11 protein-coding genes and 1 pseudogene are annotated in these 13,069 nt (G+C 64.1%); 2 read left to right on the top strand and 10 right to left on the bottom strand.

All coding sequences use genetic code 11. The features are described from left to right. Positions 1-88 precede the first annotated feature (88 nt). A pseudogene (thyA, locus tag SJI00_RS09115) lies at positions 89-769 on the bottom strand (thymidylate synthase); the annotation flags it as partial. 47 nt (positions 770-816) lie between these two features. Further along, positions 817-1,626: a prolipoprotein diacylglyceryl transferase gene (gene lgt, locus SJI00_RS09120; protein WP_322461408.1), complete on the bottom strand. Its 810-nt coding sequence runs from the start codon at positions 1,624-1,626 to the stop codon at positions 817-819. 414 nt (positions 1,627-2,040) lie between these two features. On the opposite strand from lgt, the gene SJI00_RS09125 reads away from it, so the two are divergent. Next, complete coding sequence (locus tag SJI00_RS09125; protein ID WP_322461409.1) at positions 2,041-2,796, top strand: NRDE family protein; 756 nt, start codon at positions 2,041-2,043, stop codon at positions 2,794-2,796. Positions 2,797-2,875: 79 nt separating this feature from the next. On the opposite strand, the gene ptsP is transcribed toward SJI00_RS09125, so the two are convergent. The 4 genes from ptsP to ilvA form a co-directional block, all read right to left on the bottom strand. After that, entirely contained in the window at positions 2,876-5,155 is a 2,280-nt protein-coding gene (gene ptsP / locus SJI00_RS09130) for a phosphoenolpyruvate--protein phosphotransferase (RefSeq protein WP_322461410.1), read from the bottom strand. Between the two features lie 22 nt (positions 5,156-5,177). Next, positions 5,178-5,657, bottom strand: a complete 480-nt coding sequence (locus SJI00_RS09135; RefSeq protein WP_312937042.1) for an RNA pyrophosphohydrolase — start codon at positions 5,655-5,657, stop codon at positions 5,178-5,180. Between the two features lie 216 nt (positions 5,658-5,873). Continuing rightward, positions 5,874-6,299: a DUF2269 family protein gene (locus SJI00_RS09140; RefSeq protein ID WP_322461411.1), complete on the bottom strand. Its 426-nt coding sequence runs from the start codon at positions 6,297-6,299 to the stop codon at positions 5,874-5,876. Positions 6,300-6,482: 183 nt separating this feature from the next. Further along, the gene (gene ilvA / locus SJI00_RS09145) at positions 6,483-7,997 is read right to left on the bottom strand and encodes a threonine ammonia-lyase, biosynthetic (protein WP_322461412.1); all 1,515 of its coding nucleotides are present in this window, start codon (positions 7,995-7,997) and stop codon (positions 6,483-6,485) included. A gap of 133 nt (positions 7,998-8,130) precedes the next feature. Here ilvA and rpiA point away from each other — a divergent pair, with 133 nt between their 5' ends. Beyond that, positions 8,131-8,805, top strand: a complete 675-nt coding sequence (gene rpiA / locus SJI00_RS09150; RefSeq protein WP_322461413.1) for a ribose-5-phosphate isomerase RpiA — start codon at positions 8,131-8,133, stop codon at positions 8,803-8,805. Positions 8,806-8,826: 21 nt separating this feature from the next. Here rpiA and SJI00_RS09155 read toward each other — a convergent pair whose 3' ends face one another. The 4 genes from SJI00_RS09155 to SJI00_RS09170 all read right to left on the bottom strand — a co-directional run bounded on the left by SJI00_RS09155 (position 8,827) and on the right by SJI00_RS09170 (position 12,994). Next, positions 8,827-9,738 (bottom strand): SdiA-regulated domain-containing protein, encoded by a 912-nt coding sequence (locus SJI00_RS09155; protein WP_322461414.1) that lies wholly within the window; start codon positions 9,736-9,738, stop codon positions 8,827-8,829. A gap of 90 nt (positions 9,739-9,828) precedes the next feature. Continuing rightward, positions 9,829-10,758 (bottom strand): SdiA-regulated domain-containing protein, encoded by a 930-nt coding sequence (locus tag SJI00_RS09160; RefSeq protein ID WP_322461415.1) that lies wholly within the window; start codon positions 10,756-10,758, stop codon positions 9,829-9,831. Positions 10,759-10,909: 151 nt separating this feature from the next. Continuing rightward, on the bottom strand, positions 10,910-11,575 hold the full coding sequence (locus SJI00_RS09165; RefSeq protein WP_322461416.1) for a fumarylacetoacetate hydrolase family protein: 666 nt from the start codon (positions 11,573-11,575) through the stop codon (positions 10,910-10,912). Positions 11,576-11,596: 21 nt separating this feature from the next. Then, positions 11,597-12,994: an FAD-binding oxidoreductase gene (locus SJI00_RS09170; protein ID WP_322461417.1), complete on the bottom strand. Its 1,398-nt coding sequence runs from the start codon at positions 12,992-12,994 to the stop codon at positions 11,597-11,599. Positions 12,995-13,069: the final 75 nt, after the last annotated feature.

Genomic DNA, 13,069 nt, shown 5'->3' on the forward strand with positions numbered 1-13,069 from the left:
CGTACTATACACAATGTGCATTTTGATAGGGGGCACAATAAATAGGCTTGGAAGGCTTACTGGGTTACGCAGGCATTACGTACTGTGCAGTTTCTTGTAGGGGGGATAAAAGGCCCAGGTCGTTCGAGCGGATGTAGAGGGTCAGGGAAATTTCTCGTTTCTTCACGTCCGGGTGGAACTGGTACAGCAGGTGGCACGGCGGCAAGGCCATCTCGTCGAGCTGGGCGCAGTTCCAACCGTGAAACAGGATGCGGCGGCTGCCGGGATCATTGACGATGGTGTCCAGGCACTGGCGCACCTGGTCGATCGCCTTGTAGAGGATGACGAATGCCTGGCCGTCTTCCTGGTCCTGGGCGATCTGCCGAAAGCCCTGCCCTTCGGCCATGGCGATGGCCTCGGGGTTGCTCAACGGCACACGCTTGTAGCCTGGCCACTGGCGCCATTGCACGCCGTAGATTTCACCGAGGTCATCGGTGCCTTGGCGGAACGGGTTGGCCAGCCACTGGGCGTTCTCGTTGGCGTTCTGGTCCCAGACCTTGCAGCCGAGCTCACGGAACTGCGCGGCGTTCTTCACCCCGCGCAGAAAGCCGACCATTTCGCCGATGGCCGACTTGAAGGCCAGACGACGCGTGGTGATGGCCGGGAAGCCTTCCTGCAGGTCGAAGCGCAGCATGGCGCCAGGACGGCTGATGGTGCGGGTACCGGTGCGGTTTTCCTGCAGCGTGCCGTGGTCGATGACGTCACGGACCAGGTCTAGATACTGTTTCATAACCTACCTGTAGCGAGGCAGCCGGAGGAGCGCCCCGGCTGCGGGAATCATTTGACGGGGGTTGCCGTGGACTGGCGATTGTACGCCCACCAGATCAGGCCAAGCCCGGCCATGATCATCGGTACACACAGCACCTGACCCATGGTCAACCAGCCGAAGGCCAGGTAACCGAGCTGCGCATCCGGCACGCGGAAGAACTCCACGATGAAGCGGAAGATGCCGTACAGCAGCGCGAACATACCGGACACCGCCATGGTCGGCCGAGGCTTGCGCGAGTACAGCCAGAGAATGACGAACAGCGCCACGCCTTCGAGGGCGAACTGATACAGCTGCGAGGGGTGACGCGGCAGTTGCGCAGGGTCGCTGAACGGCGGAAACACCATGGCCCATGGCACATCGGTGGGCTTGCCCCAAAGCTCGGCATTGATGAAGTTGCCGATGCGCCCGGCGCCCAGGCCAATCGGCACCATCGGCGCGATGAAGTCCATCAGCTCGAAGAACGACTTGTTGTGGCGCTTGCCGAACCACACTGCGGCGAGCATCACGCCGATGAAACCGCCGTGGAACGACATGCCGCCCTTCCACACCTCGAAGATCAGCATCGGCTTGGCCAGATACGCGTTCAGGTCGTAGAACAGCACGTAGCCGAGCCGCCCGCCGACGATCACCCCCATCGACAGCCAGAACACCAGGTCAGAGAGCTTTTCGCGGTTCCAGGTCGGGTCGAAGCGATGCAGCCGGCTGGCTGCCAGCAGCCACGCACCGCCGATGCCCACCAGGTACATCAGGCCGTACCAATGGATTTTCAGCGGCCCAATGGCCAAGGCCACGGGGTCGATCTGCGGGTAAGGCAGCATGGTGATTCCTCTTGATTCAAATCAGAAAGCTGAGACCGACGCTGCACGACAGCGCGGCAGAAAAGGCTTGGGCATGCGCGGCGGCTAGCGCGCGCTATCACGGTCGACCACCCGCCGCGGCACGGATCGCACGCTGCACGCGCCCGCCAGGCTCCAGGCGCAAGCGCCCGGCACACGTAGAGTCCGAGCGCCAACGGGTGTTCCCCGAGGAAATCAGTCCGCCATGGTAACGGAAGCCGGGCATGAGGCTCCAGACTCAGCGTGAATTGTCACTCTAGGCAAGCCATGCAGGGCATTGCACAGAAAGCCGGAAACACTGCCGGCGACGCCTCGTCAGATCGCGAAGGCGACCCAACGGCGATGGCCTGAGGCCTGCACGCTGGGTACAGTGGATGAATTTCTGGAGGCCCACCCATGTGCCTGATCGTATTCGCCTGGCGCCCCGGCCATTCGCTGCCGTTGCTGGTGGCGGCCAACCGTGACGAGTTCTATGCCCGCCCGGCTCGACCCCTGGCCGCCTGGAGCGACGCGCCGGGCGTCTATGCCGGACGTGACTTACAGGCCGGCGGTAGCTGGCTGGGCGTGGGACCGGGCAATCGCTTCGCCGCGCTGACCAACATCCGCGACCCCGGGCAGCCGGTGGGGTTGCGCTCGAGAGGGGAACTGGTGGCGGGCTTTCTGCGCGGCCAGGACGATGTGCCAGGCGCCCTGGCCAGGCTGGCTGGGCGCAGCGGCGAATATGCCGGCTTCAACCTCCTGCTCGGCGACGGCCAGCACCTGGGCTACCTGAATGCCCAGCAGGCTCGGCCTGAACTGCTTGAACCGGGTGTCTACGGCTTGTCCAACGCCCAGCTCGATACGCCCTGGCCGAAACTGATCAAGGCCCGCGAGGGCTTGCGCGCGCAGCTCGATGCCGCGGATCCACACCGCATGATGGCGTTGCTGGCCGATGCGCAGGTGGCGAGCGATGGGACGTTGCCCGAGACGGGTGTGGGCCTGGAAACCGAGCGGCTGTTGTCGAGCGTGTTCATCGCCAGCCCGCATTACGGCACACGGGCGAGCACGGTACTGATCAGCGATGCGCTGGGTCATCGGCAACTGATCGAGCGCAGCTTCGGGCCCTGCGGCGGGCATCTGGGCGATGTCACGCTGACGTTGAGCCCGAGCTGAGCGCCCGCCGACCAGCCAGCGCGTGGCGTGGCGCGAACAGGCCCGCAACACAGGCCGACTCCACGGGCCAGCGATGAACTCAGAGCGGGGTCTTGGCCCCAGGCCCGATCATGCGCGCCAACCCAAGGTTTTTCAGTGCCAGTTGCAGGGCACTGTGGGTCAGCTGCGGGTTGTCGTGGCTCATGGCATCGGCCAGCAACTCCCGGGCTTTCTCCAGGCTGACCTGGCGCAACATCCATTTCACCTTCGGCAGGTTGGTGGCGTTCATCGACAGGCTGTCAAAGCCCATCGCCATTAGCAGGATAGCCGCAGCCGGGTCGCCCGCCATCTCGCCGCAGATACTCACCGGCCGGCCTTCGCCATGGGCATCGCGCACCACGGTCTGCAGCGCTTGCAGCACCGCGGGGTGCAGGTAATCGTAGAGGTCGGCGACCCGTGGATTGTTACGGTCCACGGCCAGCAGGTACTGGGTCAGGTCGTTGGAGCCGACCGAGAGGAAGTCGACCTGGCGCGCCAGCTCGCGGGTCTGATACACCGCTGCCGGGATTTCCACCATCACACCCACCGGTGGCATCGGCACGTCGGTGCCTTCATCGCGCACCTCGCCCCAGGCCCTGTGGATAAGGTGCAGCGCCTCTTCCAGCTCGTGAATGCCGGAAATCATCGGCAGCAGGATGCGCAGGTTGTTCAAGCCCTCGCTGGCCTTGAGCATGGCGCGGGTCTGCACCAGGAAGATTTCCGGGTGGTCGAGGGTCACGCGAATGCCGCGCCAGCCGAGAAACGGGTTTTCTTCCTTGATCGGGAAGTACGACAGCGACTTGTCGCCACCGATGTCGAGCGTGCGCATGGTCACCGGCAGCGGGTGAAACGCCTGCAACTGCTCGCGGTAGATGGCCAGCTGCTCTTTTTCGCTGGGGAAGCGCTGGTTGATCATGAACGGGACTTCGGTGCGGTACAGGCCCACCCCTTCGGCACCGCGCTGCTGGGCGCGGGCCACATCGGCGAGCAGCCCGGTGTTGACCCACAGCGGCATGCGGTGGCCGTCGGGCGTGATGCAGGGCAGTTCGCGCAAGGCATCAAGGCCCTGGGCTAGCTGGCGTTCCTCTTCCACCACTTCGCTGTATTGCTTGCGCAGCACTTCGCTGGGGTTGGTGAACACCTCGCCTTTGTACCCGTCGACGATCAGTTCGATGCCATCGACCTTGGAATACGGCAGGTCGACCAGGCCCATGACCGTGGGAATGCCCATGGCTCGCGCCAGGATCGCTACATGGGAGTTGCCCGAGCCGAGTACCGAGACCAGCCCCACCAGCTTGCCTTCGGGGACTTCGCCGAGCATGGCCGGGGTCAGCTCTTCACTGACCAGGATGGTGTTTTCGCCATACACCAGCGACATCGAGCGGGCTTGCTGCAAGTAGGCCAGCAGGCGCCGGCCCAGGTCCTTGACGTCGGAGGCGCGCTCGCGCAGGTAGTCGTCGTCCATCAGCTCGAAGCGGTTGACGTGCTCGCTGACCACCTGGCGCAAGGCGCCCTGCGCCCACTGCCCGGTCTTGATGACTTCGACCACCTCGCCGCCCAGGGCGGCGTCTTCGAGCATCATCAGGTACACGTCGAACAACGCCCGCTCTTCCGGGCGCAGCTGGGTGGCGAGTTTGGCCGACAGCGTGCGCATGTCGGCGCGTACGCCTTCCAGCGCATTGCTGAACAGCGCAAGCTCGGCATCGATGTCTTCAACGGTCTTGTCTGGCACCACATCGAGGTCTGCCGGCGGCAGCATCACCACAGCCCGGCCGACCGCTGCGCCTGGCGAACCTGGCACACCGACGAAGCGCGCTTCCTGAATGCCCTTGCCCTGGCGCCCGAGCCCGCGAATCGAACCGGTGGCTTCGGCATGGGCGATAACCCCTGCCAACTGGGCGCTCATGGTCACCAGGAAGGCTTCCTCGCCCTCGTCGAACTGGCGACGGTCCTTCTGCTGGATCACCAGCACGCCGACCACACGGCGGTGGTGGATGATCGGCGTGCCGAGGAACGACGCGAAGCGTTCTTCACCGGTTTCGGCGAAGTAGCGGTAGCGCGGGTGGGCGGCGGCGTCTTCGAGGTTCAGCGGTTCTTCGCGCGTGCCGACCAGACCGACCAGGCCCTCGTTGGGGGCCATGCTGACCTTGCCGATGGAGCCCTTGTTCAGGCCTTCGCTGGCCATGAGGACGAAACGGTTGGTTTCCGGGTCGAGCAGGTAGACCGAGCAGACCTGGCTGGCCATGGCTTCTTTGACGCGCAAGACGATGATACCCAGCGCCGTCTTGAGATCTTTGGCGGAGTTCACTTCCTGGACGATCTTGCGCAGCGTATTGAGCATGGCTCGGGGTCGGACTCCGTGGTCAGTCGCGCATCAGCAAGCGCGGGGCAAGCTCTTTTAACGCGCGGCGGTAGACCTCGCGCTTGAATGTCACCACCTGGCCCAACGGATACCAGTAGCTGACCCAGCGCCAGCCGTCGAATTCCGGTTTACCGGTCAGGTCCATTCGTACCCGCTGTTCATTGGTCACCAGGCGCAGCAGGAACCATTTCTGCTTCTGCCCGATACACAGCGGCTGGCTGTGGGTGCGGACCAGACGCTGGGGTAGACGATAACGCAACCAGCCGCGGGTGCAGGCAAGAATTTCCACGTCATCGCGTTCCAGGCCGACTTCTTCATTCAGCTCGCGGTACAAGGCATCTTCCGGCGATTCATCAGGGTTGATACCGCCCTGGGGAAACTGCCAGGCATCCTGGTTGATTCGCCGAGCCCATAGCACCTGTCCGACATCATTCGTAAGAATGATCCCGACATTAGGACGAAAACCATCCGGGTCGATCACGGCCGCAACCTCGAAAACGCATGTCGCCGCATTGTTCCACAAAGCTTGCGAGCGCAGCAACGCGCCTGCTGCGCTTATCTGCGGCAAGCTCAATGGCGGAGAATTCGGGGCCTGCACCGCGCTGAGCGGTGGCGAGGGCGCCGCGGCGTGCACCACTGCGGTACATCTATAGCCCCTGTATAGCCCAAGCGCATGAACAGCCGGTGACAACGCCGCTCAGACGGGCTTGGCGCCCATCAGCGCCGCGCTGGCCAGGAGCCCGGCGGCGCTGAACACGGCCAGCCCTAGCGTCAGGCGCAAGCCGCAGGGCGCGCCCTTGCGCAGGCGGTTCAAGCGCAGCAAGAGCCAGGCGCTGCTGCAGGCGGTCAGCAGGTAAAGGACGCTGGAAGCCAGCAGCCAGGTCTGCCCCAGCGGCCAGCCGATCAGGTGCACCAGCCACCAGCCACTGACCGGCAGGCTCGCCAGGCACAGCAGCATCAGCAGCCAGACGAACAGCAACGGTCGGCGTAGCAAGCGTGCGCCGGCATCCGCCTGGCCGCCACGCCGTGCGCGCCAGGTCCACAGGGCCAGGCCCAGGGCACCGATGAGTACCAGCGAGGCGGCCAGGACGTGCAAGGTCTTGAGCGTGGTCAGGTGTTCCATGGCAGGGGCTCCGGTGGCCTCAGGCGCTGTGTGAACAGACTTGAGGCGAAATGTCAGGCAGGGCGAAAGCAACTGGCCAGGCGCAGCGTACCGGAGCGCCTGAGCACTGCGGCGCTGTTTTCAACGCAGCTTGTGCCCACGCTTCACGGCGTTGCAGGCGGCGCAAGGGCCAAGCCTGGCCCCTCAGCCCAGGAACAGTCGGTAGGCCGGGTTCTCGGTTTCGTCCCAGTACGGGTAGCCGATGATTTCCAGGGCAGCCGGGACCAGATGGCGTTCATCTTCAGGCACTTGCAGGCCGGCGACCACGCGGCCATCGGCGGCGCCATGGTTGCGATAATGGAACATCGAGATATTCCAGCGCCCGCCCAGCTTGTTGAGGAAGTTGAACAGCGCGCCCGGCCGCTCGGGGAACTCGAAGCGCAGCACGATTTCGTCATGGGCCTTGGCCGAGTGCCCGCCGACCATGTGGCGAATGTGCAGCTTGGCCAGTTCGTTGTCGGTCAGGTCGACGACCGGAAAGCCCTGGTCCTGCAGATGCTGCACCAGGGCAGCGCGCGGGTCGGTGTCAGGGTGGGTCTGTACGCCGACAAAGATGTGCGCCTCGTCTGCGGTGTGCTTGCGGTAGTTGAACTCGGTGATCTGCCGGCGTCCGATCGCTTCGCAGAAGGCCTTGAAGCTGCCAGGACGCTCGGGAATCGTGACGGCGATGATCGCCTCGCGCTTTTCGCCCAGCTCAGCGCGCTCGGCCACATGGCGCAGGCGGTCGAAGTTGACGTTGGCGCCTGAATCGATAGCCACCAGGGTGTGCCCCGTGATGCCGGTCACTTCCACATACTTCTTGATCCCCGCCACGCCCAGAGCGCCGGCAGGTTCGGTAATCGAGCGGGTATCGTCGTAGATATCTTTGATGGCCGCGCAGATCTCGTCGGTACTGACCGTTACCACGTCATCCACATGCAAGCGGCAGATATCGAAAGTGTGCTGGCCGATTTGCGCCACGGCCACGCCATCGGCAAACAGCCCGACCTGTGGCAGCACCACACGCTCACCGGCAGCCATGGCCGCTTGCAGGCAGTTGGAGTCGTCCGGCTCGACGCCGATGATCTTGATCTCCGGGCGCAGGTACTTCACATAGGCCGCGATGCCGGCGATCAGCCCGCCGCCACCGACCGGCACGAAGATCGCGTCCAGCCGCCCGGGATGCTGGCGCAGGATTTCCATGGCCACGGTGCCCTGGCCGGCAATGGTGTGCGGGTCATCGTAGGGGTGGATGTAGACGAAGCCCTTTTCCTCCACCAGTTTCAATGAGAAGGCCAGCGCCTCGGGGAACGAGTCGCCATGCAGGACCACATTGCCGCCGCGCGAACGCACGCCCTCGATCTTGATCTCCGGGGTGGTCTTGGGCATGACGATGGTGGCCTTGATGCCCAGCTCGCGCGCCGCCAGGGCTAGGCCCTGGGCATGGTTGCCGGCCGAGGCCGTGACCACGCCACGGGCCAGCTCCTCCGGGGTAAGCTGCGCCAGCTTGTTGTACGCGCCGCGGATCTTGAAGGAGAACACCGGCTGCAAGTCTTCGCGCTTGAGCAGGATCTGGTTGCCCAGCCGACGGCTCAATTGCCCGGCGCTGTGCAGCGGGGTTTCGACAGCAACGTCGTAGACGCGCGAGGTGAGGATCTTCTTGACGTACTGTTCGAGCATCGGGGAAGCACACTAGGCGGCAGGACAGGGGCTGGAAGTCTACCGCAGCGCCATGGAGCCGGACCACAGCAAAGGCGAGCGAGTCGCTATACTGGTCGTCTTTGAATCCCTCCCCGCCCCTCCCGGAGCCCGCATGACCCAGGACCAACTCAAACAGGCCGTCGCCCAGGCTGCTGTCGACCTCATCTTGCCGAAACTCGACAAGGACAGCGTGGTAGGCGTCGGTACCGGTTCGACGGCCAACTGCTTCATCGATGCCCTGGCACAGCACAAGAATGCTTTTGACGGTGCCGTCGCCAGCTCCGAAGCCACCGCCGTGCGCCTGAAGAACCACGGCATACCGGTGTATGAACTGAACAGCGTCGATGCGCTGGAGTTCTACGTCGATGGCGCTGACGAGAGCGACCAGCACCTGAACCTGATCAAGGGCGGTGGCGCAGCCCTGACCCGCGAGAAAATCGTCGCCGCCGTCGCGCGCCAGTTCATCTGCATCGCCGATGCCAGCAAGCTGGTTGCGGTGCTGGGCGCGTTCCCACTGCCGGTGGAAGTGATTCCGATGGCCCGCAGCCATGTGGCGCGCGAGCTGGTCAAGCTGGGCGGCGACCCGGTCTACCGCGAAGGCGTGGTGACCGACAACGGCAACCTGATCCTCGATGTGCACAACCTGCAGATCACCGACCCGCGCCTGCTGGAAAGCCAGATCAACGCCATCGTCGGCGTGGTCACCAACGGCCTGTTCGCCGCGCGCCCGGCCGATGTGCTGCTGCTCGGCACTGCCGAAGGCGTGCAGACCCTCAAGGCCCGCTAAGCACCCACGTTCACGCCGCACTCAGTCGGGTTGCGGCTTGAACACGTAGAACAGATTGGGTTCGCTGACCAGGTAGATCGTCCCCGCCTCGTCCATCGCCAGGCCTTCGGCCTGCGGCACGGTCTTCTCCAGCCCCTGATAGCCCTTGCGCAGCGACAGCGTGCTGAGCGGCTTGCCTTCCACACTCAATTCCAGCACCAGCCGTGATTCGTCCGACAGCGCCAGCAAGTGCCCGCTGCGCTCATCGAACTGCAGGCTCGACAGGTCGCGCACGAACAGCCGCGAATCGCGCTCGCGATCTTGCACCACATGCACCGCGTAGGGCTTTTCCGGGTTGGCACTGGGGAAACCGCGGACCTCATAGATCACCATCGGGTCGCGTTCCTTGGCCACGAACAGGCGCTTGCCCAAGGAGTCATAGGCCAGGCCTTCGAAACCCTTGTTGCCATTGAGGCCGATGCCCAGGGTCAACTGTTCGGCGTCATTGGCGTCGAGCGCGGTGGTGGTGTCGTCCAGGTGCACCAGGATCAGGCGTTGCTGACGCTCATCGGTGATAACGAAACTGCCCGGACCGACGTATTCGACGGCTTCCGGATCACCAAAGCCGGTCAGCGCCACGCGGCGCAGGATGCGCCCGTCCAGCGACAGCTCGATCAGTTCGGAGCGGGCGTTGGTGACGGTGAAGAGGGTCTTGCGCTCGGGGTCGTAGGTCAGCGCCGAGACATCGTCGTTGAGCCCTTCGATGGGCTGAGCCTGAAGCGTGGCGCGGTAGCGGTGCAGGGCGATGCCTGCTGCCGGCGGCTGCCACCAGTTCTTGACGTTGAACCAGCCGCGCTCGAACAGGCGGAACTCCTGGGCGGCCACGCCGGCCAGCAGCAAAGCGCCAAAACCCAGGATCAACAGCAGCAGCGGAAAACGCAGGTAACGACGCATGAACGGCGACTCGACGGAAAAGATGGCGAATCTAAGCACGAACAGCTGAAGCAACGCTTAAGTTCGAGCCAGAAAATTCCGAAAATCCCGTCAGTTTTTCTTGAAGCGATAGAACAGGTCCGGCTCGCTGACCATGTACAGCGTGCCGTGCTCGTCCATCGTCACCCCTTCGGCCCGCGGAATCCGCGAGGTCAGACCGTTGAAGCCGCCGAGCAGGGTCATGAAGCTGACCTGCTCGCCCTGCTCGTCCAGCTCCAGGAGCATGTTCGAGTCGGCCGACAGCGCCAGCAGGTGATGGGTCCGCGGGTCGACCGCCAGCGCTGACAGGTTGCGCAGGTCCAGCTCACCACTGGGAATGCGGTACTTGCTGCCGGTCAGCGGGCCATGGCCGTTAGTGTCCCAGCCGTAGAGCTGCGGCGGGCGCTCTTCGCCGATCACCAGGCGCTGGCGCTGCGGGTCCCAGGCGATGCCTTCAAAGCCCTTGTTGTCGTCTGCCGACCTGCCCAGGTCATAGGTGGTGAAGTCGGCGCGGTTGAGCTCGGTGGTGCGTGCGTCGACCTTGACCAGCACCAGGCTGTGCTGACGCTCGTCGGTGATCGCGATCCGGCCGTCTTGCAGCACGGCCACGCCTTCGGGGTTGTCCCAGCCACGCAGGGTGATCTTGCGCAGCACATCGCCGTCCAGGCTCAGTTCGACCAGAAACGGATGCTTGCCCATCACCGAGAACAGCGTGCGGGTAAGCGGGTTATAGGCCAGGTCCGAGGCTTCGTCATCGCCGATACCTTCGAGCACCTTGGCGTCGATGTCGGCCACATAATCGGGCAACCAGACGCTTTCATGGCGCTCGGCCGGGCTCTGCAGGCTCTCCTTGATCCACAGCAGGCCCCGGTCGTCCCAGTGCATGAGCCTGGCCAGGCTGAGGCCAATCACGGCCGCAGCGGCCAGCCAGAAGGGCCAGCGCCGCCACACCGTGCGTGGACGCTGGGGCGAAGCCAGGGAAGCAGACGAAGGGCTGGGCATGACGGTATCACCTGGATCGTGCGCACTCTGCCGAACGCGCAAGGGCCGCCGGGCGGCCCCCGCACCTCAAAGGGCGCCTGGGGGAAAGACCCGGCGATTATCCACAAGGGTTGTGAAAAAAGAGTAAAGCGCAGCGCGAATCCGTTTTCGCCTACAACACCCGGCTTTCGAAGCGGCTGACACCGGGCAGTTCCAGCACCAGCTCATCGCCCGCCTCGAACGGCCCGACACCTGCCGGCGTACCGGTGAGGATCACATCGCCGGCCTGCAGGGAAAATTGTGCGGCCATGTGCTGAATGATTGCCACGATGGGGTTGAGCATCATCGCGCTGCTGCCGTCCTGGCGCACGTCGCCATTGATGGTCAGGCGAATCGGGATGTCGTTGACGTCGGCGAACGCGCCCGGGGAAACGAACGGCGGCAGCACACAGGCACCGTCAAAGCACTTGGCCAGTTCCCACGGCAGCCCCTTGTCCTTGAGCGTGGATTGCAGGTCGCGCAGGGTCAGGTCCAGGGCCGGCGCATAGCCGGAAATGGCGTCAAGCACGTCCTCGGCCGTGGCCGCTGCCGACAGCGGCTTGCCCAGCAGCACGGCGATTTCCGCTTCGTAATGCACCGAGCCGCGACCTTCGGGAATCTTGAAGCCGCCCTCGGCCGGCACCACGCAGCTGCCCGGCTTGATGAACAGCAGCGGCTCGGTGGGGATCGGGTTGTTCAGCTCCTTGGCGTGCTCGGCGTAGTTGCGTCCGACGCACACCACCTTGCCCAGGGGAAAGTGGATGCGCGTACCGTCTGCGTACTGGTGCTGATAACTCATGGCCGACTCCATTGCTGACTGTTATTCGGGAGCGAAGATCTTACCCGGATTCATGATGCCGTTCGGGTCGAACACCGCCTTGATGGCTTTCATGCAGGCGATTTCTTCGGCCGAGCGACTGTAGTGCAGGTAATCGCGTTTGGTCATGCCCACGCCATGCTCGGCGGAAATCGAGCCGTCGAAGCGCTGGACGATCTCGAACACCCACTGGTTGACCTGGGCGCAGCGGGCGAAGAACTCATTCTTGTCCATGCCGCCTGGCTTGAGGATGTTCAGGTGCAGGTTGCCATCGCCGATATGGCCATACCAGACCACCTCGAAGTCGGGATAGTGCTGCGCCACCACCGCATCGATCTCGCGCAGGAACGCCGGCACTTTGGCCACCGTGACCGAGATGTCGTTCTTGTAGGGCGTGAAATGCGAGATGGTTTCCGACAGGTACTCGCGGAGTTTCCACAGGTTCCTGAGCTGGGTTTCGCTCTGGCTCATCACGCCATCGAGCACCCAACCCTGCTCCACACAGTGCTCGAACGTGGCCAGCGCCTGGTTGGCGACGTCTTCGGTGCTGGCTTCGAATTCCAACAGTGCATAGAACGGGCAGTCGGTGGCGAACGGCGCAGGCACGTCACCACGGGCAAGAATGTGCGCCAGGCCCTTGTCGGAAAAGAACTCGAAGGCGGTCAGGTCAAGCTGGCCCTGGAAAGCGTGCAACACGGGCATGATCGCGTCGAAGTCCGGCGTGCCGAGCACCATGGCGGTGAGATTGCGCGGGGCGCGCTCCAGGCGCATGGTGGCCTCGACCACGAAGCCCAATGTGCCCTCGGCGCCAATGAACAGCTGGCGCAGGTCGTAGCCGGTGGCGTTCTTCATCAAGCCCCTGTTCAGCTCCAGCAACTCGCCGCTGCCGGTGACCACTTTCAGGCCTGCCACCCAGTTGCGGGTCATGCCATAGCGAATGACCTTGATCCCACCGGCATTGGTGCCGATGTTGCCGCCCAGCTGGCTGGAGCCGGACGAGGCGAAATCCACCGGGTAGTACAGGCCATGCTCCTCGGCGCAGCGCTGCAGCTGCTGGGTAATGACCCCAGGCTGGCAGACCACCGTGCGGTCGACCGCGTCGAAGGCGAGGATCTGGTTCATCTGGTCGAATGCCACCACCACTTCGCCATGCGCCGCGACGGCCGCGGCAGAGAGCCCGGTGCGCCCCCCCGAAGGCACCAGCGCGACCTGATGACGGTTGGCCCAGCGAACGATGGCCTGCACCTGCTCGATGGTCCTGGGCAAGACCACGGCACTGGGCGCGGGGGCGTAATGGCGGGTCCAGTCGGTGCCGTAGGCCTGCAGCGACACAGGGTCGGTCAGGACTTTGCCGGCGTCGACGAGGGTACTGAGTGCTGCGAGGGCTGCAGGGTCGGTCATGGCAGGAACACTCGGATTATTCATGGTCAGCCTGAGTACGCTTCAAGCGGCGAGATCAGTTCAGAATGTGTCGCG

It is taken from the genome of Pseudomonas gebzensis (assembly GCF_034427815.1).
Classification (GTDB): domain Bacteria; phylum Pseudomonadota; class Gammaproteobacteria; order Pseudomonadales; family Pseudomonadaceae; genus Aquipseudomonas.

What these genes read in the sequence shown, in the direction of transcription:
- ptsP (WP_322461410.1), bottom strand. Translation starts at nt 5,155, where the DNA reads ATGCTCAATACGCTGCGCAAGATCGTCCAGGAAGTGAACTCCGCCAAA.
- ilvA (WP_322461412.1), bottom strand. Translation starts at nt 7,997, where the DNA reads ATGCTCGAACAGTACGTCAAGAAGATCCTCACCTCGCGCGTCTACGAC.
- SJI00_RS09140 (WP_322461411.1), bottom strand. Translation starts at nt 6,299, where the DNA reads ATGGAACACCTGACCACGCTCAAGACCTTGCACGTCCTGGCCGCCTCG.
- rpiA (WP_322461413.1), top strand. Translation starts at nt 8,131, where the DNA reads ATGACCCAGGACCAACTCAAACAGGCCGTCGCCCAGGCTGCTGTCGAC.
- SJI00_RS09125 (WP_322461409.1), top strand. Translation starts at nt 2,041, where the DNA reads ATGTGCCTGATCGTATTCGCCTGGCGCCCCGGCCATTCGCTGCCGTTG.
- SJI00_RS09165 (WP_322461416.1), bottom strand. Translation starts at nt 11,575, where the DNA reads ATGAGTTATCAGCACCAGTACGCAGACGGTACGCGCATCCACTTTCCC.
- lgt (WP_322461408.1), bottom strand. Translation starts at nt 1,626, where the DNA reads ATGCTGCCTTACCCGCAGATCGACCCCGTGGCCTTGGCCATTGGGCCG.
- SJI00_RS09170 (WP_322461417.1), bottom strand. Translation starts at nt 12,994, where the DNA reads ATGACCGACCCTGCAGCCCTCGCAGCACTCAGTACCCTCGTCGACGCC.
- SJI00_RS09160 (WP_322461415.1), bottom strand. Translation starts at nt 10,758, where the DNA reads ATGCCCAGCCCTTCGTCTGCTTCCCTGGCTTCGCCCCAGCGTCCACGC.
- SJI00_RS09155 (WP_322461414.1), bottom strand. Translation starts at nt 9,738, where the DNA reads ATGCGTCGTTACCTGCGTTTTCCGCTGCTGCTGTTGATCCTGGGTTTT.